24 protein-coding genes and 1 tRNA gene are annotated in these 20,697 nt (G+C 54.4%); 2 read left to right on the top strand and 23 right to left on the bottom strand.

Annotated features, from left to right (window positions below):
* Window positions 1–36: 36 nt before the first annotated feature.
* From UF64_RS13680 to UF64_RS13710, 7 genes are all read right to left on the bottom strand, one after another.
* Window positions 37–113, bottom strand: a tRNA-Pro gene (locus UF64_RS13680).
* 68 nt (window positions 114–181) lie between these two features.
* Window positions 182–664: a MerR family transcriptional regulator gene (locus UF64_RS13685; RefSeq protein WP_044829165.1), complete on the bottom strand. Its 483-nt coding sequence runs from the start codon at window positions 662–664 to the stop codon at window positions 182–184.
* An 11-nt stretch (window positions 665–675) separates the two neighbouring features.
* Window positions 676–966, bottom strand: a complete 291-nt coding sequence (locus tag UF64_RS13690) for an integration host factor subunit alpha (protein ID WP_044829166.1) — start codon at window positions 964–966, stop codon at window positions 676–678.
* Between the two features lie 155 nt (window positions 967–1,121).
* Window positions 1,122–2,093 (bottom strand): beta-ketoacyl-ACP synthase III, encoded by a 972-nt coding sequence (locus UF64_RS13695; RefSeq protein WP_044829167.1) that lies wholly within the window; start codon window positions 2,091–2,093, stop codon window positions 1,122–1,124.
* A gap of 40 nt (window positions 2,094–2,133) precedes the next feature.
* Window positions 2,134–3,213, bottom strand: coding sequence for a phosphate acyltransferase PlsX (plsX, locus tag UF64_RS13700; protein WP_044829168.1), 1,080 nt, complete (start codon window positions 3,211–3,213; stop codon window positions 2,134–2,136).
* 256 nt (window positions 3,214–3,469) lie between these two features.
* Complete coding sequence (locus UF64_RS13705) at window positions 3,470–4,048, bottom strand: DUF177 domain-containing protein (protein WP_044829169.1); 579 nt, start codon at window positions 4,046–4,048, stop codon at window positions 3,470–3,472.
* A gap of 12 nt (window positions 4,049–4,060) precedes the next feature.
* A complete protein-coding gene (locus UF64_RS13710) occupies window positions 4,061–4,612 on the bottom strand; it encodes a ubiquinol-cytochrome C chaperone family protein (protein ID WP_044829214.1) in 552 nt (183 codons plus the stop codon).
* A 165-nt stretch (window positions 4,613–4,777) separates the two neighbouring features.
* On the opposite strand from UF64_RS13710, the gene UF64_RS13715 reads away from it, so the two are divergent.
* Window positions 4,778–5,227, top strand: a complete 450-nt coding sequence (locus UF64_RS13715; RefSeq protein WP_044829170.1) for an outer membrane protein assembly factor BamE — start codon at window positions 4,778–4,780, stop codon at window positions 5,225–5,227.
* 27 nt (window positions 5,228–5,254) lie between these two features.
* Here the strand turns inward: UF64_RS13715 and thiL are convergent, their stop codons facing one another.
* The 9 genes from thiL to rpiB form a co-directional block, all read right to left on the bottom strand.
* Window positions 5,255–6,229, bottom strand: a complete 975-nt coding sequence (gene thiL / locus UF64_RS13720) for a thiamine-phosphate kinase (RefSeq protein ID WP_044829215.1) — start codon at window positions 6,227–6,229, stop codon at window positions 5,255–5,257.
* Window position 6,230: 1 nt separating this feature from the next.
* Window positions 6,231–6,728, bottom strand: a complete 498-nt coding sequence (nusB, locus tag UF64_RS13725; protein WP_044829171.1) for a transcription antitermination factor NusB — start codon at window positions 6,726–6,728, stop codon at window positions 6,231–6,233.
* Window positions 6,728–7,192, bottom strand: coding sequence for a 6,7-dimethyl-8-ribityllumazine synthase (gene ribH / locus UF64_RS13730; protein ID WP_044829172.1), 465 nt, complete (start codon window positions 7,190–7,192; stop codon window positions 6,728–6,730). The genes nusB and ribH overlap by 1 nt, the downstream gene beginning before the upstream one ends.
* Window positions 7,193–7,196: 4 nt before the next feature.
* Window positions 7,197–8,351 (bottom strand): 3,4-dihydroxy-2-butanone-4-phosphate synthase, encoded by a 1,155-nt coding sequence (gene ribB / locus UF64_RS13735; protein WP_044829173.1) that lies wholly within the window; start codon window positions 8,349–8,351, stop codon window positions 7,197–7,199.
* Window positions 8,352–8,357: 6 nt separating this feature from the next.
* Window positions 8,358–8,945: a riboflavin synthase gene (locus UF64_RS13740; protein ID WP_044829174.1), complete on the bottom strand. Its 588-nt coding sequence runs from the start codon at window positions 8,943–8,945 to the stop codon at window positions 8,358–8,360.
* A gap of 4 nt (window positions 8,946–8,949) precedes the next feature.
* Complete coding sequence (gene ribD, locus UF64_RS13745) at window positions 8,950–10,071, bottom strand: bifunctional diaminohydroxyphosphoribosylaminopyrimidine deaminase/5-amino-6-(5-phosphoribosylamino)uracil reductase RibD (protein WP_044829175.1); 1,122 nt, start codon at window positions 10,069–10,071, stop codon at window positions 8,950–8,952.
* The gene (gene nrdR, locus UF64_RS13750) at window positions 10,071–10,544 is read right to left on the bottom strand and encodes a transcriptional regulator NrdR (RefSeq protein ID WP_008891109.1); all 474 of its coding nucleotides are present in this window, start codon (window positions 10,542–10,544) and stop codon (window positions 10,071–10,073) included. The genes ribD and nrdR overlap by 1 nt, the downstream gene beginning before the upstream one ends.
* Window positions 10,545–10,568: 24 nt before the next feature.
* Window positions 10,569–11,843, bottom strand: coding sequence for a serine hydroxymethyltransferase (gene glyA, locus UF64_RS13755; RefSeq protein WP_044829216.1), 1,275 nt, complete (start codon window positions 11,841–11,843; stop codon window positions 10,569–10,571).
* Between the two features lie 86 nt (window positions 11,844–11,929).
* Entirely contained in the window at window positions 11,930–12,373 is a 444-nt protein-coding gene (rpiB, locus tag UF64_RS13760; RefSeq protein WP_044829217.1) for a ribose 5-phosphate isomerase B, read from the bottom strand.
* 464 nt (window positions 12,374–12,837) lie between these two features.
* Here rpiB and UF64_RS13765 point away from each other — a divergent pair, with 464 nt between their 5' ends.
* Window positions 12,838–13,257: a MucR family transcriptional regulator gene (locus UF64_RS13765; RefSeq protein WP_044829176.1), complete on the top strand. Its 420-nt coding sequence runs from the start codon at window positions 12,838–12,840 to the stop codon at window positions 13,255–13,257.
* Between the two features lie 121 nt (window positions 13,258–13,378).
* Here the strand turns inward: UF64_RS13765 and UF64_RS13770 are convergent, their stop codons facing one another.
* The 7 genes from UF64_RS13770 to mmsB form a co-directional block, all read right to left on the bottom strand.
* Entirely contained in the window at window positions 13,379–14,494 is a 1,116-nt protein-coding gene (locus UF64_RS13770; protein WP_044829177.1) for a branched-chain amino acid ABC transporter substrate-binding protein, read from the bottom strand.
* A 206-nt stretch (window positions 14,495–14,700) separates the two neighbouring features.
* Window positions 14,701–15,057, bottom strand: a complete 357-nt coding sequence (locus tag UF64_RS13775) for a DUF6867 family protein (protein ID WP_044829178.1) — start codon at window positions 15,055–15,057, stop codon at window positions 14,701–14,703.
* Window positions 15,058–15,068: 11 nt separating this feature from the next.
* Entirely contained in the window at window positions 15,069–15,779 is a 711-nt protein-coding gene (locus UF64_RS13780; protein WP_044829218.1) for an ABC transporter ATP-binding protein, read from the bottom strand.
* A 20-nt stretch (window positions 15,780–15,799) separates the two neighbouring features.
* The gene (locus UF64_RS13785) at window positions 15,800–16,654 is read right to left on the bottom strand and encodes an ABC transporter ATP-binding protein (RefSeq protein WP_044829179.1); all 855 of its coding nucleotides are present in this window, start codon (window positions 16,652–16,654) and stop codon (window positions 15,800–15,802) included.
* Window positions 16,651–18,171: a high-affinity branched-chain amino acid ABC transporter permease LivM gene (gene livM, locus UF64_RS13790; RefSeq protein ID WP_044829180.1), complete on the bottom strand. Its 1,521-nt coding sequence runs from the start codon at window positions 18,169–18,171 to the stop codon at window positions 16,651–16,653. Before livM ends, UF64_RS13785 begins: the two co-directional genes overlap by 4 nt.
* Window positions 18,171–19,094, bottom strand: a complete 924-nt coding sequence (locus UF64_RS13795) for a branched-chain amino acid ABC transporter permease (RefSeq protein WP_044829181.1) — start codon at window positions 19,092–19,094, stop codon at window positions 18,171–18,173. The genes livM and UF64_RS13795 overlap by 1 nt, the downstream gene beginning before the upstream one ends.
* Before the next feature lie 676 nt (window positions 19,095–19,770).
* Window positions 19,771–20,661 carry a 3-hydroxyisobutyrate dehydrogenase gene (mmsB, locus tag UF64_RS13805; RefSeq protein WP_044829183.1) on the bottom strand — a complete coding sequence of 297 codons (891 nt, stop codon included), beginning with the start codon at window positions 20,659–20,661 and terminating at the stop codon, window positions 19,771–19,773.
* Window positions 20,662–20,697 lie beyond the last annotated feature (36 nt).

Genomic DNA, 20,697 nt, shown 5'->3' on the forward strand with positions numbered 1-20,697 from the left:
GAAACGCGTGATTGATTTTTTCAAGGGAGAGATAATTGGTCGGAGCGAGAGGATTCGAACCTCCGACCCCCTGCACCCCATGCAGGTGCGCTACCAGGCTGCGCCACGCTCCGACCGTAGAGTTGCGCCGTTTGGCGCGGCTCGATAAATAGCGGCGCCACGCCAAAGACGCAAATGGTTTTTATGGATTTTTTTGGGCGTCCTGCAGGCCTGAGCGCAGGATTGCCTGAAGTTCTTCAAGTTCACCCAAAACAGCTTTAAGCGCTGCTTTGTCCGGGCCGGAAACGCTGCCAGCAGCCGGTGCAGCAGCACTTGGTGCCATATCCGAACCAGCTGCCTCGGTATCCTGCCCGGTGACGGCGATCTCTGAGGGCAGCTTACCCTTGTTCTGATCAAGAAGCTTTTGTACCCCTTTGATCGTGAACCCCTGATCATGCAGAAGGGTGCGGATATGGGACAGGAAATCAATGTCTTCAGGACGGTAATAGCGTCTGCCCCCTGCCCGTTTCATCGGCTGGATCTGGGGAAACTTGGATTCCCAGAACCGCAGGACGTGCTGCTGAAGACCAAGCTCCTTGGCAGCCTCGCTAATTGTGCGAAAAGCAGAGTCAGACTTTGCTGTCCGGCGGGAATTCCCCGCCGCAGCCCCCAAGTTCGTTTTCATGCGTCTTTTTCTTAATTGTTAATTCGGGCTTTCAGGACCTGTGACGGCCGGAAAACAAGTACCTTACGCGGAAGGATCGGTACTTCCTCACCCGTTTTCGGGTTTCGTCCGATGCGCTGACCTTTCTGACGCACAGAGAAACTTCCGAACGAGGAAATTTTCACCACTTCGTCTTTGATCAGTGCCGATGAAATTTCATCGAGAACAGTTTCAAGTAGCTGGGCGGACTCGTTCCGCGACAGACCTACTTCCTGGTAAACGGCTTCAGCGAGATCCGCACGGGTAATCGTTGTTTCCGACATGACAGGCCGCCTCCTAATTACGGGACTTAATTTACAAGGCTATATCTGGTAGCGAAATCAGTCAATATCAACAGGATACACTGCTTTTTGACGGAATGTTGTGAAAATTAAGAAATTCACGTGAATTTGTCTCATTCCGCCCAAGCAATCCGGCCTTACCAGCGCACCAAAGATGCACCCCAGGTAAAGCCGCCGCCCATTGCTTCAAGCACGACAATATCACCGCGTTGAACGCGTCCGTCGTGCACAGCTTCGGCAAGCGCCAACGGAATAGACGCCGCAGACGTGTTGGCGTGACGATCAACCGTCACCACAACCTTATCCTTGGAAATTCCGAACTTGCGCGCGGTGCTATCAAGAATACGCTGGTTGGCCTGATGGGGTACAAGCCAATCAATATCGGTGGGCTCAAGCCCGGTATCAGCCAGAACTTCACGGATCACACCGGCAAGGTTGGTAACCGCATGGCGGAAGACTTCCTGGCCTTCCATACGCAAATGCCCGACCGTCTGGGTCGAAGACGGGCCGCCATCAACGTAAAGCAGTTCATACTTGCTGCCATCGGAATGCAGACGGTTGGCAAGAATACCAACATCTTCCATGGTGCCATTGCCTTCAACACCCTGCACCACAACCGCACCGGCACCATCACCAAACAGCACGCAAGTCCGACGATCTTCCCAATCAAGAATACGCGAAAACGTCTCGGCCCCAATGACAAGGGCGGTTTTCGCCTGCCCATTGCGGATATACATATCGGCCGTCGTCAGGGCATAGATAAAGCCGGAACACACAGCCTGCACGTCAAAGGCAAAGCCCTTCACCCCAAGGCGGTTCTGAACCTTGGTCGCGGTCGCCGGGAAGGTATTATCGGGTGTCGCGGTCGCAACAATGATCAGGTCGATGTCTTCAGACGTGACACCGGCATGTTCCATCGCCTTTTGGGCGGCTTCAAAGGCCAGATCGCTGGTGGTCTGGCCTTCAGCGGCGATATGGCGCTGGCGGATGCCCGTCCGTGCCACGATCCATTCATCTGACGTATCGACGCGCTTGGCGAGATCATCATTGGTTACAACGTTTGCAGGTAGATATGAACCGCAACCAATAATGCGAGAACGAGTTGTCATGATTTGGGGACCGCCGGCTTTCTGTTTTCTGGTGGGTTAATCAGTTGGCTTGACCAACAGGAACGGCAACTTCTTCTGGCTCGTCATTTTCAAGGCCGCTCATGGCCTGTTCAAAGATCGAGAGCTCATGCTTGATGCTGTCATTCAGGTTATTGACGATCAGGTCGTGGCAAACCCCGATGGCATTGGAAAAACCAAGTGCATCCGTGCCGCCATGGCTTTTGACCGCAATACCATTCAGGCCCAGCAACATCGCACCGTTATAACGGCGCGGATCCATCCGATCACGGAAACGCTGAAGCGAACGACGGGCAAGAAGATAACCGATCTTGGCAAAGAAGGAGCTTTTGAACGTCTCGCGCAGGAAATGCACCAACAGGCGCGCAGTCCCTTCTGCGGTCTTGAGCGCCACGTTGCCGGTAAATCCGTCGGTCACGATGACATCAACGGTCCCCTTGGCAAGGTCATCCCCCTCGACAAAGCCTTCAAAGCGGATAGGAAGATCGCTATCGCGCAGGATCGCGGCGGCTTTCTTGACCGACTCATTGCCTTTAAGCTCTTCGATGCCGACATTGAGCAAGCCGACAGACGGCTTTTCAAGGCCAAACAGAATACGGGTGAATACCTCACCCATCAGGGCGAACTGCACCAAGTTGTGCTCGTCACATTCGATGTTCGCACCAAGGTCAAGCATCACCGTCTCGCCGCGCTGGGTCGGCATATAGGTGGCAATCGCCGGGCGGTCGATGCCGCGGACGGTTTTGAGGACGAACTTCGCCATCGCCATCAGGGCCCCGGTATTCCCGGCAGACACAACACCCTGTGCATCGCCTTCCTTAACGGCATTGATGGCAAGCCGCATGCTGGAATCACGGCGTTGACGCAGGGCGACGGAAGGCTTGTCTTCCATCGAGACTTCCTGGGATGCGTGGCGGATCTCGCTGACAGCTTCCAATGTCGGATATTTGGCCAGCATCGGTTTGAGCTGTGCTTCATCACCAAACATCAGAAACTTGAGATGGGGCAACCGTTTGAGTGCAATTTCTGCACCGGCCAAAACCATCTCTGGCGCGTGGTCTCCTCCCATCGCGTCAAGTGATATGCAAACCTGTTCAGGCAACGTATTCTCTTATGGTTGTTCTAAAATCTCTGAACCGGATCACCGGCAGCCGAGCCTTGGGGCTCAAGCTTCTCATTCATAGGCCGGAACGCCCGTAATTACCGGAATTCTCCACCAGATACAAGGTAAAGCCTGTTCCGGTGACCATCAGTATGACAGCTGAAACACGGTCATCGTGCCGACCAAAAGTGAAATGCCGGTAAATACCGGCATATTCATCAGGCCTAATCATCAGACGTTCGCACGCAGATGACTACTATTTTTTCTTTTCAAGCTGTTCTTTAAGGCCGGCAAGCTGCGCAAACGGATTGGGTTTGTCGGCTTCGGCCTCTTCTTCGGACTGGATCGATTCCGGCAATTCCGCATCATCCTTGCGCGGATACGGGTTCATCGCAACTGCCAGGAACTGCGCAACGACCTCGCCCAGATCAATCTTGCCATCAACAAGCGGCTCGGGCTGTTCAAGCAGCGCCATCAGTTCGTCTTCCGACAGATTTTCAAGATCATCGGGGTTTGACGGCATGTCTTCTTCGGAAACATGCGGCGAGAAAAGAACTTCAACCGTGTCTTCAACTGTTTCGGGAACCGGCTCAAGGGTCGCGACACAGCTTTGCACGATCTCGGCATTCATCGGGCCACGGACGGTGACTTCGCCGTTTGACGCAGTTTTGACTTCAAGCTCGGCCCGCAGGCTGTCGATCGAAACCAGCTCGAACCGTTTGGCCAGTGCCGCACGTTCCTTTTCGTTGGCTTCAACGGTAATTTTCTCTTTGCCCTTCACCATCTCGTCGGTTTTGACAATGCGGGAAAACTCGGGGGTAAAATTATCAGGCATCAGGTCTTCTTTCTATTGCGGGGCGGATACGGCAACATCCGGCACATCGGGAAAATGCACCGCGCCGTTCTGCATTTGCAAAATGGTTTGATTTTCAAGGCCGGTCAGCGCGTCGTGGATATAGCCAACCATTGCCATCAGTTGTTCATTGCTGACCTCGCAGTCAGCGAAAAGATTGCGGTCCAGTGCGGCAGCAAGCTCGGCTGCGCCAGACTGAACACCCTCTTCATAGGCAACAATGCGCCCATGATAGGATTCAGACATCTTGCGGATGCGTTTGAGGATACCGACATCGCCAATCCCCATTTCACGCATGTTCTGATCAAGGTCGGCAAACATCACGTCAAAAATATGTTGCGCCAGATCACGGTCGCCATCATCCGCCTTCAACCGGCGGAACAGGATAAAGGCATGCACGAGAATAAGGTCAAAACGGCCTTCCATCGTATCGGGAACGCCAAGCTTTGCGTAGAAGTCCGGTTGGCGCGCCTGGGTTACCATTGCCCTGTAAAGCTCGAACGCAGCGGTTTGCTTGCGGTCCTTTTTCTTAAGCCATCCAAACAACAGTAACACTCCTTCGTTGACATTCCTGTCATGGCACGCAGAATGCCGTAAATCTCATTGGGGCATGTCTGCCCCAGTCATTGCCCGGCAATATCATGCGCCTCGCGCAGAAACTCAAGGCAATTCCGGTTTGGCTTCAAGAAGAGGGTCGCTCAGGTGAGCTTCATGCATAACAAAACTACCCGCATTCCCCTGATCATGCTGGCAGGGCTGGCTGTTGCCTTTGTCGCTGCCTGTAGCCCAAGAATTGCCACCCGCGGCAACGCCCCGGAGCCCGAACAGCTTGAACAGATCTCTGTCGGAGAATCGACCAAGGGTGATGTCACCAATATTCTGGGATCGCCATCATCGGTTGCCGCCTTTGACGAGAATGTCTGGCTTTATATTTCCAGTGTGACCGAGACCGTTGCGTTCTTCGAACCCGAAACCGTCCAGCAGAAAGTCATTCTGATCAGCTTCGATGCCGCCAATCGCGTCGAAATCCTGAGTGAATATGACCTCGAAGACGGCAAACCGGTTATCCCGACGGACCGCGTCACCCCGACTGCCGGTCGTGAAATCACGATCCTACAGCAGCTCTTTGGTAACCTTGGCCGGTTCAGCGAAGGGCAATAAGCCCCTCACCGGTCAATGTCTTTGCCGCTATTTGAAATGGTCGAACCCGTCCTCTGCGAGTTCGGCCATTTTTCCATCTGCCCCGATCAATGACACAACGCCAACTTCATCGGTCACAGCACCGATAACGGTAACCGCATCGCCAAGGCCCGCGACGTCATCCGGTGCACCGGCAATCAAAAGCTCGTAATCATCACCGCCGGCAAGAATCCGCTCCCACAAGGCGTCGTCCTGATCAAGCACAGTACGTGCCGCGTCAGATAACGGGATCGCATCGCGGTTGATCACCAGCCCGACATTCGAGGCCGCGCAAATCTTGCGGCAATCCCCGGCAAGCCCGTCAGAGATGTCCATCGCAGCCAACCTCTTGCCCGTAGCACCAAAGCCTTCGCTTTCCAACATACGCGGCTGCGGCAACCAATATCGGTCTTTCAGGAAATCCGCCAATTCTGGCGCAAGATCGGGGAAGTCCCCCTTCAATACCGCCAGTCCCAGCGCCGCATCACCCAGCGTTCCGGTCACAGCCAGAACATCACCCGGTTTTGCCCGGTCACGCCGAAGGGCACATCCTGTTGGCACATAGCCAAATGCAGTCAGACTGAAAAATGTCGGCCCGGGTGTTGCCACCGTGTCCCCTCCCAAAAGCGAGACACCATAAGCGGCACAATCTTCGCCAAAGCCCTTGGCGAACCGCTCGATCCAGTCATCAGACAGATCGCGGTTATACCCGGCACTCAGCACCACACCACCTGCCCTAGCCCCCATGGCAGCCAAATCAGACAGGTTCACGCGCAGAACTTTCTTCGCGATCAGTTCGGGTTCATCAATGCTTCGGAAATGGACATCGGCGACTAGGGCGTCGGTTGTGACAACAACCTCATGCCCGGCTGGTGGTGAAAATACGGCCGCGTCATCCTTAAGGGACAACGCGGCCGGATCACCTTGCGCAATGGGCGCAAAATGGCGCGCGATCAGTTCAAATTCGCCGGATCGCGCTGCCATATCAATTTTGTCCGGCTTCACCGGGACGCAGGGTTTTCCCGATACGGTCCAGCACGGCATTGACGAGCTTCGGTTCGTTCTCGTCAAAGAACGAATGCGCCGCGTCGACATATTCCGTGATGACAACCCGCATCGGCACGTCTTCACGCGCGATCATTTCATAGGTGCCTGCACGCAGAATGCTGCGCAGAACCGTTTCAAGACGCTGCGTGGTCCAGCCTTTTTCAAGCGCACCATCAATCAGCGCATCGATATCTACCATGCGCGCGGCAACGCCCTGTACCAGATCGGCGAAAAAGCCGCGATCCGGATCGATCAGGTCTTCGTTCGGCACATCAAGATCACGACCACCCGTCCCATCAAGGCGGAAGTCGGAATATTCGCGCACAATATCAGCAGCCGACAATTGCGACAGTTCTGCCTGATAAAGCGCCTGAATAGCGGCAAAGCGCGCGGCGCTGCGCCGCTGTGCGGGTGATGCCTTTGGTTTCTCGGTCATTACTTGTGATGTATTCCAAAGTGGTTTTGAACTTCGATCTGACGCAGAACAGCCTTGGCAGCCTCGCCGCCCTTGTTCTTCTCGTCAGCCTTGGCCCGTGCAAGTGCCTGCGCCTCGTTCTCGACAGTCAGAATGCCATTGCCGATTGCAAGTTTGTAGTCAAGGCAAAGCTGCATCAGCGCCCGGTTGGCTTCTTCGCAAATGTGGTCGTAATGGGTGGTTTCCCCACGAATCACACAGCCAAGCGCCAGATAACCGTCATAGCGCGGACCGGTTGCCAATTCTTCCATCGATTGCACGGCATATCGAATGGTGATCGGCACCTCAAACGCACCCGAAACCGAAATACGGTCCCATGTTGCGCCACCAGCTTCCAGCGTCGAAGCAGCCCCTTTGACAAGGTCTTCGACGATATGCGTGTAATACGGCGCATCCACAATCAGAATGTGGGGGGCGTTGCTCATGATTTTATTCCTCCGAGACGACAAGCGGACGCTGATCAACCAGATTTAGGCCGAAGCCGTCAAGTCCTACAATGTGGCGTTTGGTATTTGAAAGCAGAATCATGTCGCGAATGCCAAGATCATGCAAGATTTGCGCGCCAACACCGTAATCGCGCAAATCGCCATCGCCATTTTCATCGGCCAGCTCTTTGCGTAAGGCAGTACCATCGCCACCATTGAGCTCAATCAGTTTGGCAATCGATGATGACAGGGTATTGGGGCGCGGCTCACGGATCAGAACGACCACACCACGGCCCTCCTCGCCGATCTGGCGCATGGCAGCAGCAAGCTGCCCCTGATGACCGTCCTGGGTGTCACCCAGAACATCCTCGATGACGTTCAGCGCATGCACACGGGTCAGAACCGGCGCATCATCAGAAATGTCGCCTTTGACCAGTGCGATATGTTCGGCATAGGTGACGTTGTTGACATACAGATGCATGTCAAATTCGCCGCCATTGACGCTTTTGATCTTGGTCGTCGCTTTACGCTGGACAACCTTTTCATGCTTGCGGCGATAGCGGATCAGATCGGCAATCTGTGCGATCTTGAGATCATGCTTCTTGGCAAACTCTACCAGTTCCGGCAGACGCGCCATTTCGCCCGAATCACTCATGATTTCGCAAATCACACCAGACGGGTTCAACCCGGCAAGGCGCGCGATATCCACCGATGCCTCTGTATGGCCGGCACGTACCAAAACCCCACCCGGACGGGCACGCAGCGGAAACACGTGGCCCGGTGTGACGATGTCATGACGACCGGCATTAGGGTCAATCGCGACCGCAACCGTACGTGCGCGATCCGGTGCCGAAATACCAGTGGTAACGCCGGTCTTGGCTTCGATCGAAACGGTAAAGGCGGTTTCATGGCGGGTGCCGTTATGGGCACTCATCATCGTCAGGCCAAGCTCATCGCAACGTTCAGACTCAAGCGTCAGACAAATCAGGCCACGGCCATGGGTTGCCATGAAATTGATGGCATCCGGGGTTGCCATTTGGCCCGGAATGACAAGATCGCCCTCGTTCTCGCGGTCCTCGTCATCAACAAGGATGAACATCCGGCCATTACGGGCTTCTTCGATGACGTCTTCGATCGGCGAAAGGTAATTATGCGGCATTGTTGATCAATCCTTGCCCAGCATACGCGCGACATAACGTGCCAGCATGTCGATTTCAAAGTTGATCCGGTCGCCCGGCTGCTTTGAACCCAACGTGGTTTCGGTTTGGGTATGAGGTATCAGATTGATACCGAACGTGTTGCCGTCAACCTCATTGACGGTCAATGACACACCTTCAAGCGTCACCGACCCCTTGGAGGCGATATATTTTGCGAATTCTTCCGGCACTTCGAAGGTCAGACGCAAAGAGTCGCCTTCCGGCACCCGTTTGGTCAGCGTCGCAACACCGTCGACATGGCCCGAAACGATATGACCGCCAAGCTCATCGCCAACGCGGGTGGCCTGCTCAAGATTGACCTTCGATCCGACAGCAAGATCACCCAGTGTCGTACGCGACAGGCTTTCTGCTGATGCTTCGATGGCAAACCAGTCATCACCGGTTTCAATCACGGTCATGCAGGCACCGTTACATGCAATCGACGCCCCCAGAACGATCTTTGAGGTATCAAAAGATGTGGTGAACTCAAACCGGGTGTCGCCGGTTTTCTTGATTGCACGAACGGTTGCGATATCGGTGATGATGCCAGTAAACATTCACTTATTCCGTTATTTTATCGTAGGTTACCGCAATATCCTGACCCAGTTTCTGATCAGAAATGCGTTTGAAGCGCGGTGCCGTTTCAAGCTTTTCCAGACCAAGGTCCGCAATCATTGCCTTGCCGTCGCCACCAATCACAGAAGGTGCGACAAAATGAATGATGCGATCAACAAGGCCCGCCTTGATCAGGCCAGCGGCTAGGTTGCCACCAGTTTCAACAAGGACGCGGCTCAGACCTTCATCTGCCAGCTTGCGCATGACGTCATGTAGGTCCAGATGTGCATCCGCGCATCCCGCAGCAATCACTTTTACGGAAGTTTTTCCAAATTTTTCCGATAGTTCGGCGAAATTCTGCTCTGCCGTCACAAGCCATGTCGGCACGGTATCGGCCGTTTCGATCAGCTTCGCGGTAATCGGTACATCGCCTGCACGATCCAGAATTACCCGCAGCGGGGACTGATGGCTGCGCCCGGCAAGTCGGCAGGTCAGGCTGGGATCATCGGCAATCACCGTATTTGCACCGACCAGAATGGCATCGTGATTAGCACGCAACAGGTGGCCCGCTTCGCGCGCCGCAGGACCGGTAATCCACTGACTTTCGCCAGTTTTCGTGGCGGAACGCGCATCAAGGGTCGATGCCAGTTTCAACGTCACAAACGGACGTAAACGTTCGGCCTTGGACAGGAACCCTTCATTCACCCGGCGGGCTTCATCGTCGTAAAGCCCGACATCGACCTTAATACCGGCAGCACGCAGCATGTCATGGCCCCTGCCCGATACGCGCGGATCCGGATCGGTCAATGCACTGACAACGCGCAACACACCAGCTTCGATCAGGCCGGTCGCACAGGGTGGCGTTTTGCCAACGTGGCTGCAAGGTTCAAGGGTGACATAGGCAGTTGCACCACGGGCCAGATCACCGGCCATATCAAGTGCAACACGTTCGGCATGCGGGCGACCACCGGGCTGTGTGTGACCACGGCCAACAATGGTACCATCAGAAGAAACAAGGACACAGCCAACGGCCGGGTTCGGCCAGACATTTCCCAAACCACGTTTTGACAGGCTCAATGCGACCCGCATGAAATGCCGGTCGTCTTCGCTAAACGCGGGGGCTGTCATTACTCTGCGTCCGCCTCTTCTTCCCCATCATGCATTTTTTCGACGAATTGTTCGAAATCACGCGCTTCACGGAAATTCTTGTACACCGAAGCGTAGCGTACATAGGCCACCTGATCGAGGGCATTGAGCGCCTCCATCACCATTTCGCCAATGGTATCGGTGGAAATATCGCTCTCACCACTGCTTTCAAGACGACGTTGAATGCCATTAAGGGCCTTTTCAACACGTTCGTCTTCGATCGGGCGTTTGCGACAGGCAAGAAAGATCGACCGCGCCAGTTTGTCGCGGTCGAACAATTCGCGTTGCCCGTCTGTTTTCACAACCATCAATTCACGCAGCTGGACACGTTCAAATGTCGTGAAGCGTGAACCACAGGCAGGACAGAACCGGCGACGGCGAATGGCATGATGCTCTTCGGTCGGACGGGAGTCCTTAACCTGGGTATCGGTATGTCCGCAAAACGGGCAACGCATATGTTTATCTAAGCCTCAAATCGATCAGGAATAGATCGGGAAACGCTTGCAGAGGTCTTCAACCTTTGCACGGACGGCTGCCTCAACTTCGGCATTGCCTTCCGGGCTGTCGACCATTGCATCAAGAACGTCACCAATCAGTTCACCGATCTGCTGGAATTCGGCAACACCGAAGCCACGCGTGGTGCCAGCCGGCGTACCAAGACGCACACCAGAGGTGATGGTCGGCTTTTCAGTATCGAACGGAATGCCGTTCTTGTTGCAGGTGATACCCGCACGCTCAAGTGCGACTTCCGCCGCGTTGCCTTTCAGGCCTTTCGGGCGCAGGTCAACCAGCATCAGGTGGGTGTCGGTACCGCCGGTCACGATGTCAAAGCCACGTTTCACGAGGACTTCGGCAAGCGCCTTGGCGTTATCAACGACCTGCTGGGCGTATTCCTTGAATTCCGGACGCAGTGCTTCGCCAAAGGCAACGGCCTTGGCCGCAATCACATGCATCAGCGGACCACCCTGCAGACCCGGGAAGACGGCGGAGTTGATCTTTTTGCCGATCTCGAGGTTGTTTGACAGGATCATGCCGCCACGCGGACCACGAAGGGTTTTGTGCGTGGTGGTGGTAACAACGTCAGCATAAGGAAGCGGGCTCGGATGAACGCCACCGGCAACGAGGCCAGCGAAGTGCGCCATATCAACCATCAGAAGCGCGCCAACCTTGTCGGCGATTTCGCGGAAACGCTTGAAATCGATCTGACGCGGAATGGCCGAACCACCCGCAATGATCAGGGCCGGCTTGTGCTCGACCGCAAGCGCTTCGACCTGATCGTAATCAAGGGTCAGGTCGTCTTCACGAACGCCATACTGAACCGCATTGAACCACTTGCCCGACAGAGCCGGACGTGCGCCGTGGGTCAGGTGACCACCCGCATCAAGCGACATGCCCAGAATGGTGTCGCCCGGCTTGCAAAGTGCGAGCATCACCGCACCGTTTGCCTGTGCACCGGAATGCGGCTGAACGTTTACGAACTCGCAGCCGAAGATTTCCTTGGCGCGGTCGATTGCCAGCTGTTCGGCAACGTCAACATACTCGCAACCACCGTAATAACGGCGCGAAGGATAGCCTTCGGCGTATTTGTTGGTCAGGACGGTGCCCTGTGCGTCGATAACCGCTTTGGAAACGATGTTTTCCGAAGCAATCATCTCGATCTGGTTCTGCTGACGATCAAGTTCGTCGGTGACAGATTTGTACAGTGCCGGATCAGCTTCGGCCAAGCTGGTGGTGAAAAAGCCTTTGAACGACATGCGGGGGCCTCTTTCGATGCGATGTGACGGGGAACGATCCATCTGGACCGCCTGCCCGTTCCGGTTGATGCCAGATGGCGATAAAATCAGATGGAGCAGGACATTTTTGCGACGCGACCTTCGTGACGACCGCCTTCAAATTCGGTCGACATGAATGCATCCACGCAATCCAGTGCCGTGGCTTCACCTAGAAGGCGTGCACCAAGGCAGAGAACATTTGCGTTGTTATGCTGACGGCAAAGTTCTGCGGAAAGACGGTCATGAACCAGTGCTGCGCGAATTTGCGGATAACGGTTGGCTGCGATGCTCATACCGATGCCCGACCCGCAGACGAGAATACCCGCCTCGGCCTTGCCATCGATAATCGCCTTGGCTACCGCCTGCGCATAGTCCGGATAGTCGACAGAAGACGAACCATCCGTGCCCAGATCAAGCACTTCAATTCCGCGCTTTTTCAGGGTCTCGGCAATGGTTGATTTCAGGTCCACACCACCGTGATCGGAAGCAATGGCAAGGGTCTTGACGGTCATAGGCGTGCCTTCATCCAAAAGCAGAAGATAAAATTTGAGCGCCTTGTAGCATATAGCGTCGGACCTGCCAACGCGCAGCTCACCCAAAACGGCAAGTTTTCCAAACAGAACAGACGCTGCAAAACCGCTAAGGTTCAGACGCTCCACATACTGAACACATATGTCGGTTTTCACGCCGTCAACAAGGTCAAACGAGGTAACAGAAGGACGATATCGCCGTACAGGATGATCCGGCCATTTAAACAGTAGTATTGCGCAATCGGTTTGGTTGTATTTCTTGCGTCATCTGAAAGCATGCGGATTTAAATGAATGCCGCCAGAACATAAACTTTAATATAGGCCCAATATAACCTGATACAGTGCGGATTTAATAAATTACCTTGTGTTTTTCTGTGGTTTGATTATATCGAAAGAATAGTGCATTAAGTTTAATCTGAATTATCAAATGAAGGATTACTTCAATTATGGCTGAAACCGAGAACAGCGTGCTTGACCGCGACGAACTTTTACAGATGACCGTCGACATTGTATCTGCCTATGTCAGCAACAATGCGCTTGCAGCGGCACAGATTCCGGAACTGATTTCGACCGTTTTTGCTTCTCTTGATGAAATACACGAAGTTGAAAAAGAACCGGAAGCCGAACCGCTGAAACCGGCTGTTCCGATCAAGAAATCCATTGGCGATGACTATATTGTCTGCCTTGAAGACGGCAAAAAGCTGAAAATGCTCAAGCGTCACCTGCGCACGACCTATAACCTCACCCCGGAAGAATACCGTGCGAAGTGGGGCCTGCCGGCCGATTACCCGATGGTTGCCCCGAACTATGCCAAACAGCGTTCGCAGTTCGCCAAGAAAATCGGCCTGGGTCGCAAGGCGAAATAACGCCCTTCCCCACGACTGTCGCAAACAAAAAACGCCGCCCCGTTTCAGGGCGGCGTTTTTCGTATCTGACTGCAAGGTCAGGTCAGCCCGGCTTCACACCGGGCTGACCATTTGCAGATGATCACGGATTCTGGATCGCACCGTCAGTGTACTGACCGTCTTTCCAGGTGTAGATCCAGTAACCCGGTGCATCAACGTCGCCTTTGGCGTCAAAGGAGATGTCGCCAAGAACGGTGTTGAAGGTCTCGGAATGCAGGGCATCTACAACCGGTTCGAAATCGGTCGAGCCAGCTTTGTTGGCAGCCTGTGCCCAAGCCTGGATCGCACCATAGGTGAACAGGGTATAACCTTCCGGCTTGTAGCCGATTTCGTCGAAGTATTTGACGAGGTCAGCGTTGCGCGGATCGGTTTCAATCGCCGGGGAAGCGGTGAAGATGGTGCCTTCGCCGGAATCACCAGTGATCGCCCAATACTCAAGGGTGTTGATTGCGTCACCGGACATAACCATGGTGTCCATGCCCTGTGCGCGCATCTGACGAACGATCAGACCGAGTTCGGTGTGGTAACCACCATAATACAGAACTTCAATGCCTTCGGCTTTAAGCTTGGTCACCAGGGCCGAGTAGTCTTTCTCAGCCGGGGTGATTGCTTCGTAAAGGGCTTCTTCTTTGCCGCTTGCATTAAGGTTTTTCTTGGTTTCGTCAGCCAGACCTTTGGAATAAGCCTGTTTGTCGTGAACGATGGCGATTTTCTTGTCGCCATAGTTGGCAGCAAGGTATTTACCAGCAACTTCACCCTGCTGATCGTCACGGCCGCAAACACGGAATACGTTGTCCATGTCACGTTCGGTCAGCTGCGGGTTGGTCGAAGCCGGAGAAATCTGGATGATGCCTTCTTCGAAGTACACTTCAGAAGCCGGGATCGAGGAACCCGAGCAGAAGTGACCAGCAACAAGTGCGACGTCTTTGCTTACCAGCTGGTTTGCAACAGCAACAGCCTGTTTCGGATCGCAAGCGTCATCGCCGATTTCGAGAACGAGCATTTCGCCGTTCACGCCACCAGCTGCGTTGATGTCGGCAACTGCTTTCTCTGCACCCTGGGTCATCTGTTCACCGAATGCAGCGTACGGACCGGTCATCGGACCGACGGTCGCAACAACGATGTCAGCTTTTGCTACACCCATTGAAAGAACAAGCGCGGAAGCAGTGGCAAGAAGGCCGAGCTTGGTTTTCGACATTAGAGAAGTCTCCCTGTTCCAAAGGTTGATCCCATCACCATGACAGAATCATCTTTTTGGATCTGAAACCGGCCCGTATTTTTCGCCGATTACCGGTCTCAGGTCCCACGTACTGCGGCACGCCAGAATTGGTGTGCATGAGTACAAACCCTGTGATTGCCCGTTATCGGGCAACCGTGCGGGGACGCCGGGCGTCCCCGCAAATATTACCGAACATCAGCACCTTCACGGGCGCGATATGCAAACGGACCAACCCGTTCATACAGCCACGGATATTGCGACAGCATCTTGTTCACCTGCGTCAGGCGGAACGCCGTAAACGTGATGGCAAACAAGATGACCGTATCAAAAATGTAGCCGGAAAGTGACAGCAGCTCACCTTCGAACAGGGCAAAAACCATGAAGCGGTCGACACAGCCAAGCAGCAAGGCATACGGCACAAGCTGCCAGGACGGACGCCAGGTGTTTGCAATGGCCTGTCCGGTCATAAAGCCGCAGAACCCCATCAGGATGATGGTCATTCCGATTGTGACACCAATGCTGGTACCCGTAATCGCTTCCATCTCAGAACTCCCTAGTGGCCACCTTCGAGGTAGGCTGCACGGACTTCCGGGTTCGCCAGAAGTTCCGCACCCGTCCCCGAGAGCGTAATGTTGCCATTGACCATCACATACCCGCGATGAGCCAGTTTGAGCGCGTGGAACGCGTTCTGCTCAACGAGGAAGACCGTCATCTTTTTCTCGCGGTTGATCTTCTCGATCGTTTCGAAAATCTGCTTCACGATCAGCGGCGCAAGGCCAAGGGATGGCTCATCAAGCAGAAGAAGACGCGGACGGCCCATAAGAGCACGGCCAATTGCCAACATCTGCTGTTCACCACCCGACATCGTCCCGGCACGCTGGTTGATGCGTTCCTTCAGACGCGGGAACAGATCAAACACCATTTCGATATCCGAATTGAAATGTTTCGGATCCTGGGTGATCGCGCCCATCTGTAGGTTTTCATAAACCGACATACGCGGGAAAATACGACGCCCTTCCGGCGACTGCTGAATGCCAAGCTGGCAGATCTCATGCATCGGCATGCGACTGATATCCTGGCCTTCGAAAAGAATGCGCCCCTTGCTGGCCTGCGGCGAACCACAGCACGTCATCAGCAAGGTGGTCTTGCCGGCACCGTTGGCACCGATCAGGGTTACGATTTCACCTTCATTGACTTCCATATCAATGCCCTTGAGGGCTTCGATATTGCCATAGAAGGTATGAACACCTTCGATTTTTAACATGGACATATCGATGGACTCCCTCAATGCGCTTTCGGATCAAGATGAAGGTCGGCAGCGACTTCCGGCGGCAGCTCGTCATCCTCTTCCTCGCCAAGATAGGCGCGGATAACGGCCGGATCATTCTTGACGGCTTCAGGATCGCCATCGGCGATCTTTTTACCGTAATCAAGAACGACCACATGGTCGGAAATCTGCATGACGACACTCATGTCATGCTCGATCAGAAGGCAGCCAACGCCCTGATCATCACGGATGCTCTGCAACAGGATGTTCAGTTCCGCCGACTCACGCGGGTTAAGGCCCGCTGCCGGCTCATCCAGGCACAGAAGTGAGGGATCAGTGCACATCGCACGTGCGATTTCCAGACGACGCTGGGAACCATAAGGCAGGTTACCGGCATTCCAGTCGGCCTGTTCATACAGACCAACCTTCTCAAGCCAGAATTTTGCCTTTTCGACCGCTTCCTTTTCCGCCTTGGCATAGGAGCCAAGGTTGAACAAACCGGCAATAGAGAAGGCAGAAGCCTCCATCAGGCGGTTATGCTGGGCAACGATCAGGTTTTCCAGAACAGTCATCCCGGTAAACAGGCGAATGTTCTGGAACGTACGTGCAACGCCGTTATTGCGCGGAATGCGGAACCCTTCGGTCCGTTCCAGCAAACGCGGGCCATCTTCGGCATGAAGGGTCAAACGCCCCTCGGTCGGAACATAGAACCCGGTCAGGCAGTTAAACACGGTGGTTTTCCCTGCCCCGTTCGGGCCGATAATCGCCGTGATTTCACGCTTGTTGGCGTTGAACGACAGATTATCAATCGCGACCAGACCGCCGAAACGCATGGTCAGGTGTTCGACTTCAAGCAGTTTGTTGTCGGTCATTTGATTTCTCCGGCAACTTTTTCTTTCTGACTCATATTGAGCAGAATGGTCGGATCACGGAAGGACAACAAACCGCGCGGACGCCAGAGCATGATGGCAACAATGCCTGCCCCGAAGATCAGCATGCGATACTCTGCCAGTTCACGGAACATTTCCGGGAACCCGATCATGACAATTGCTGCCAACACGACACCGATCTGGCTGCCCATGCCGCCCAGAACCACAATCGCCAGAATCACAGCGGACTCAAGGAACGTGAAGCTTTCCGGGCTGATAAAGCCCTGACGGGTGGCAAAGAACGCACCGGCAAAACCACCAAACATCGCGCCGATGGCAAATGCCGACAGCTTGGTGTTGGTCGGGTTGATGCCAAGCGAACGGCAGGCGATCTCATCTTCGCGAAGCGCTTCCCACGCACGCCCGATCGGAAGCTTACGCAGACGAAGGGTTACGAAGTTCGTCACCAGTGCCAGCACAAGGATCAGGTAGTACAGGAAGATCAGACGATGCATTGACGAGTAATCAAGACCGAACAGATCGCCAAACGATACCGCCCCTTCCGGAACCCGCCGCGAGAAATCGGCAAGGCCGAAGAAGCTCGGACGTTCGATCGACGAAATCCCGTCCGGACCACCGGTAAAGTCATACCAGTTGATCAAGACCACACGGATGATCTCGCCAAAACCAAGTGTGACAATCGCCAGATAGTCACCGCGCAGACGCAGAACCGGGAAACCAAGGATAATCCCGAAGCTTGCGGCAAAAATACCGGCCAGCGGCAGGCAAAGCCAGAAGCTCAGATCGAAGTTCTGCGACAACAAGGCATAGGAATATGCACCGACCGCGTAGAACGCGACATATCCAAGGTCAAGCAGACCAGCCAGACCCACCACGATGTTAAGCCCCCAACCCAGCATGATGTAAATCATTACAAGGGTTGCAAGGTCGATCGCGGAACGATCATCACCAAACAGCAGCGGGAAGATGAAGAAGAAGACAATCCCGATCAGACCGATTTTCTTGGTGTTCGAACGATAGGTCAGCTGGATCTTTGCAGACAGCTTTTTGGATTGGTCGACTTCAACAGCACCCTGCACCTTCATGGTGAAGTATGCCGTGGCAAAAACGATGACGACAAACGCAATGGCAAGGATCGTGCTGACCACGCTGCCAAACGCCATATCGAGAACAACCGGCGAAACCCAGCGGTCATCAAGTTCGCGGAAACGCACGAACATTTCAAAGACCGCAACAGCCGTAACCGTAATCAGGACGGCCTGCCAAAGACGCGAAATGCTCTCGCGACGGAAAATCAGGCCAAGACGACCGATCACGGTCGAGCCGATGGCAATCAGGACAAGGTCCCAACGCACGGCCAATTCCAGACCGGTCGGACGGTCAACCGTCTCGACACCGAGGAGCATGACCGACATCAACAGCGCGATCACAGCAAAGAACGCAAGTTCCTTGACCACTTCCGAGCCGTTGGTACGAGAAGAAGCAAGTGCAGCAGACATCAGACTTTCTCCACCTCCGGCTTGCCGAGCAGACCCCACGGACGGAAGATCAGCACGAGAACCAGAATGCCGAATGTTGCGACGTCCTTGTATTCAATCGTGAGATAACCCGACCAGAAGGCTTCGATCAGGCCGATCAGAAGACCACCAAGCATTGCGCCCGGAAGCGATCCGATACCGCCCAGAACGGCTGCGGTGAAGGCCTTAACACCGGCAAGGAAGCCGATATAGAAGTCGATCACGCCATAATACAACGTCACCATCATGCCCGCGACCGATGCCAAGGCAGCCCCCATGACAAAGGTGGTGGAAATGGTACGGTCAACGTTAACCCCAAGAAGACCTGCCATCGTGCGGTCCTGCTCACAAGCACGCTGTGCACGACCAAGCGACGTTTTGGCGATCAGCAGCGAGAAGACAACCATCAGAACGAATGTCAGAACGATGATCACGATCTGCATGTAGCTCAGCTGGACGTCGAAATTCGCGCTTTCCATCAGGGTAATGCCGCCCTCAACAAGCGGCTGCATCGGTTTCACGCGCGCACCCTGCGAAATCTGAACGAAGTTCTGCAGGAAGATGGACATCCCGATGGCTGAAATCAGCGCAGCCAGACGGAATGAGCCGCGCAGCGGCCGATATGCGACCCGTTCCACGCCCCAACCGTATATAGAGGTCAGAACCATTGAAACGAACAGCATCAAAAGAAGCGTAAGAGGAAGGATTCCGCTAATACCCGCAGCCTGACAGATCAGGAAGGTAATCAGGGAATGGAACGCACCGATCATATAGATCTCGCCGTGCGCAAAGTTGATCATGCCGATAATGCCATAAACCATCGTGTAGCCGATGGCGATCAGACCGTAAATGGCCCCCAGCGTCAGACCATTGATCAATTGTTGTAGGAAATAAGCCCAATCCATTGCACAACCTTAGATTTGGCACAGACATACAAGGACTTCGCCAGATCAACAGAAGGTATCAATTCACACACAGATGTACTGATTGGATGAGACAATGTCTCCCCATAGCCCCCTGGCAAACCCGCAAAGCCTCCGTCTTATTGTTATCGGGTAACCCCCGGTTTTAACCCCTTATGCCAGCCATTCTTTTTGTGGCCATACATAAAGAGCGCGATTAGAGCGAGGACATTAGACACACGATTTCAAACCCCGCAAGACGCTTTGACATTTTAGTGAAAACCACCAAAACAGGATTTGAAATTGGCATAAAACACTGACTTTGAAAGTCACCCTCGCTTTATATTGTATACATTATCCCTTTTTGAGGACGTATTCAAGTTTTTGTGCAGCAACGCGCTTCAATTGCTCCGGATTCCGGCTGACAGGTCCGGCTACCGTGACTTCCACGCCGGTTTTCCCGTCGATTGCCGTACACCGCAAATAGGTTCCGACCTGGCGGAGCTCAAAGTAAATCTCGTTTGAGGTGTTATATCGTCGGGTCATTTGTGCACTGCTGTTGCGAAAACTGTACTAGGCGAACTAGGCTATTGTGCTCCCATTTTCAAACAACGCAACATATAACAAAACGGGCCCGGAAAACCGGACCCGCTTCATTCAGACCTAGACTGAAAAGTGCTTATTTCTCGCCATCAAGCATCTTTACAATGGCCGAGAAGTCCATCCCGCCATTGCCGCCGTTTGAATAGAGCGCATAAAGGCTTTCGGCCAACGCGCCCATCGGGGTCGTCGCGCCTGCCGATGCGGACGCCTGTTGGGCCAGTTTCAAATCCTTAAGCATCATATCAACCGCAAAACCCGGCTGATAATCGCGGTTTGCCGGCGATGTCGGAACCGGCCCCGGGACCGGGCAATAGCTTGTCAGCGCCCAGCACTGGCCGGATGCCTTTGACGACACCTCAAACAGCTTCTGCGCATCAAGACCAAGGCGCTTTGCCAGCATGAAGGCCTCGGAAACCGCGATCATGCTGACACCCAGCACCATGTTGTTGCAAATCTTGGCCGCTTGCCCTGCACCGCTGTCACCGGCATGAATAATGTTCGCACCCATCGCCGACAAGATCGGCTCGGCACTGGCGAAATCTGCTTCGGCACCGCCAACCATAAAGGTCAGCGTCCCGGCGGCCGCACCGGCGGTGCCGCCCGAAATCGGGGCGTCAACAACGCCAAGCCCTGCCGCCTTGGCAAGGTCGGATGCCTTACGGGCCGAGTCCACATCAATGGTCGAACTATCAATCAGAACCGTACCCGGCTTGGCATGGGCAATCACGCCATCTGCGCCATCATAAACCGCCAGAACATGCTTCCCGGCCGGCAGAACGGTCACAACAAACTCAACGTCGGTTGCCGCATCACCGACCGAGGCTGCTTTCTTGGCACCACCATCAACGGCCTTTGCCACCGCATCTGCCGACAGGTCAAATACCTTGACCGTATGGCCTGCCTTGACCAGGTTTGCCGCCATCGGCCCGCCCATATTGCCCAGCCCGATAAAACCGATATTCGCCATTTTGAAGTCTCCTCTGTCACCCGATCGGGTGTTTTG

This window comes from Thalassospira sp. HJ (assembly GCF_000948415.1).
Taxonomy (GTDB): Bacteria; Pseudomonadota; Alphaproteobacteria; order Rhodospirillales; family Thalassospiraceae; genus Thalassospira.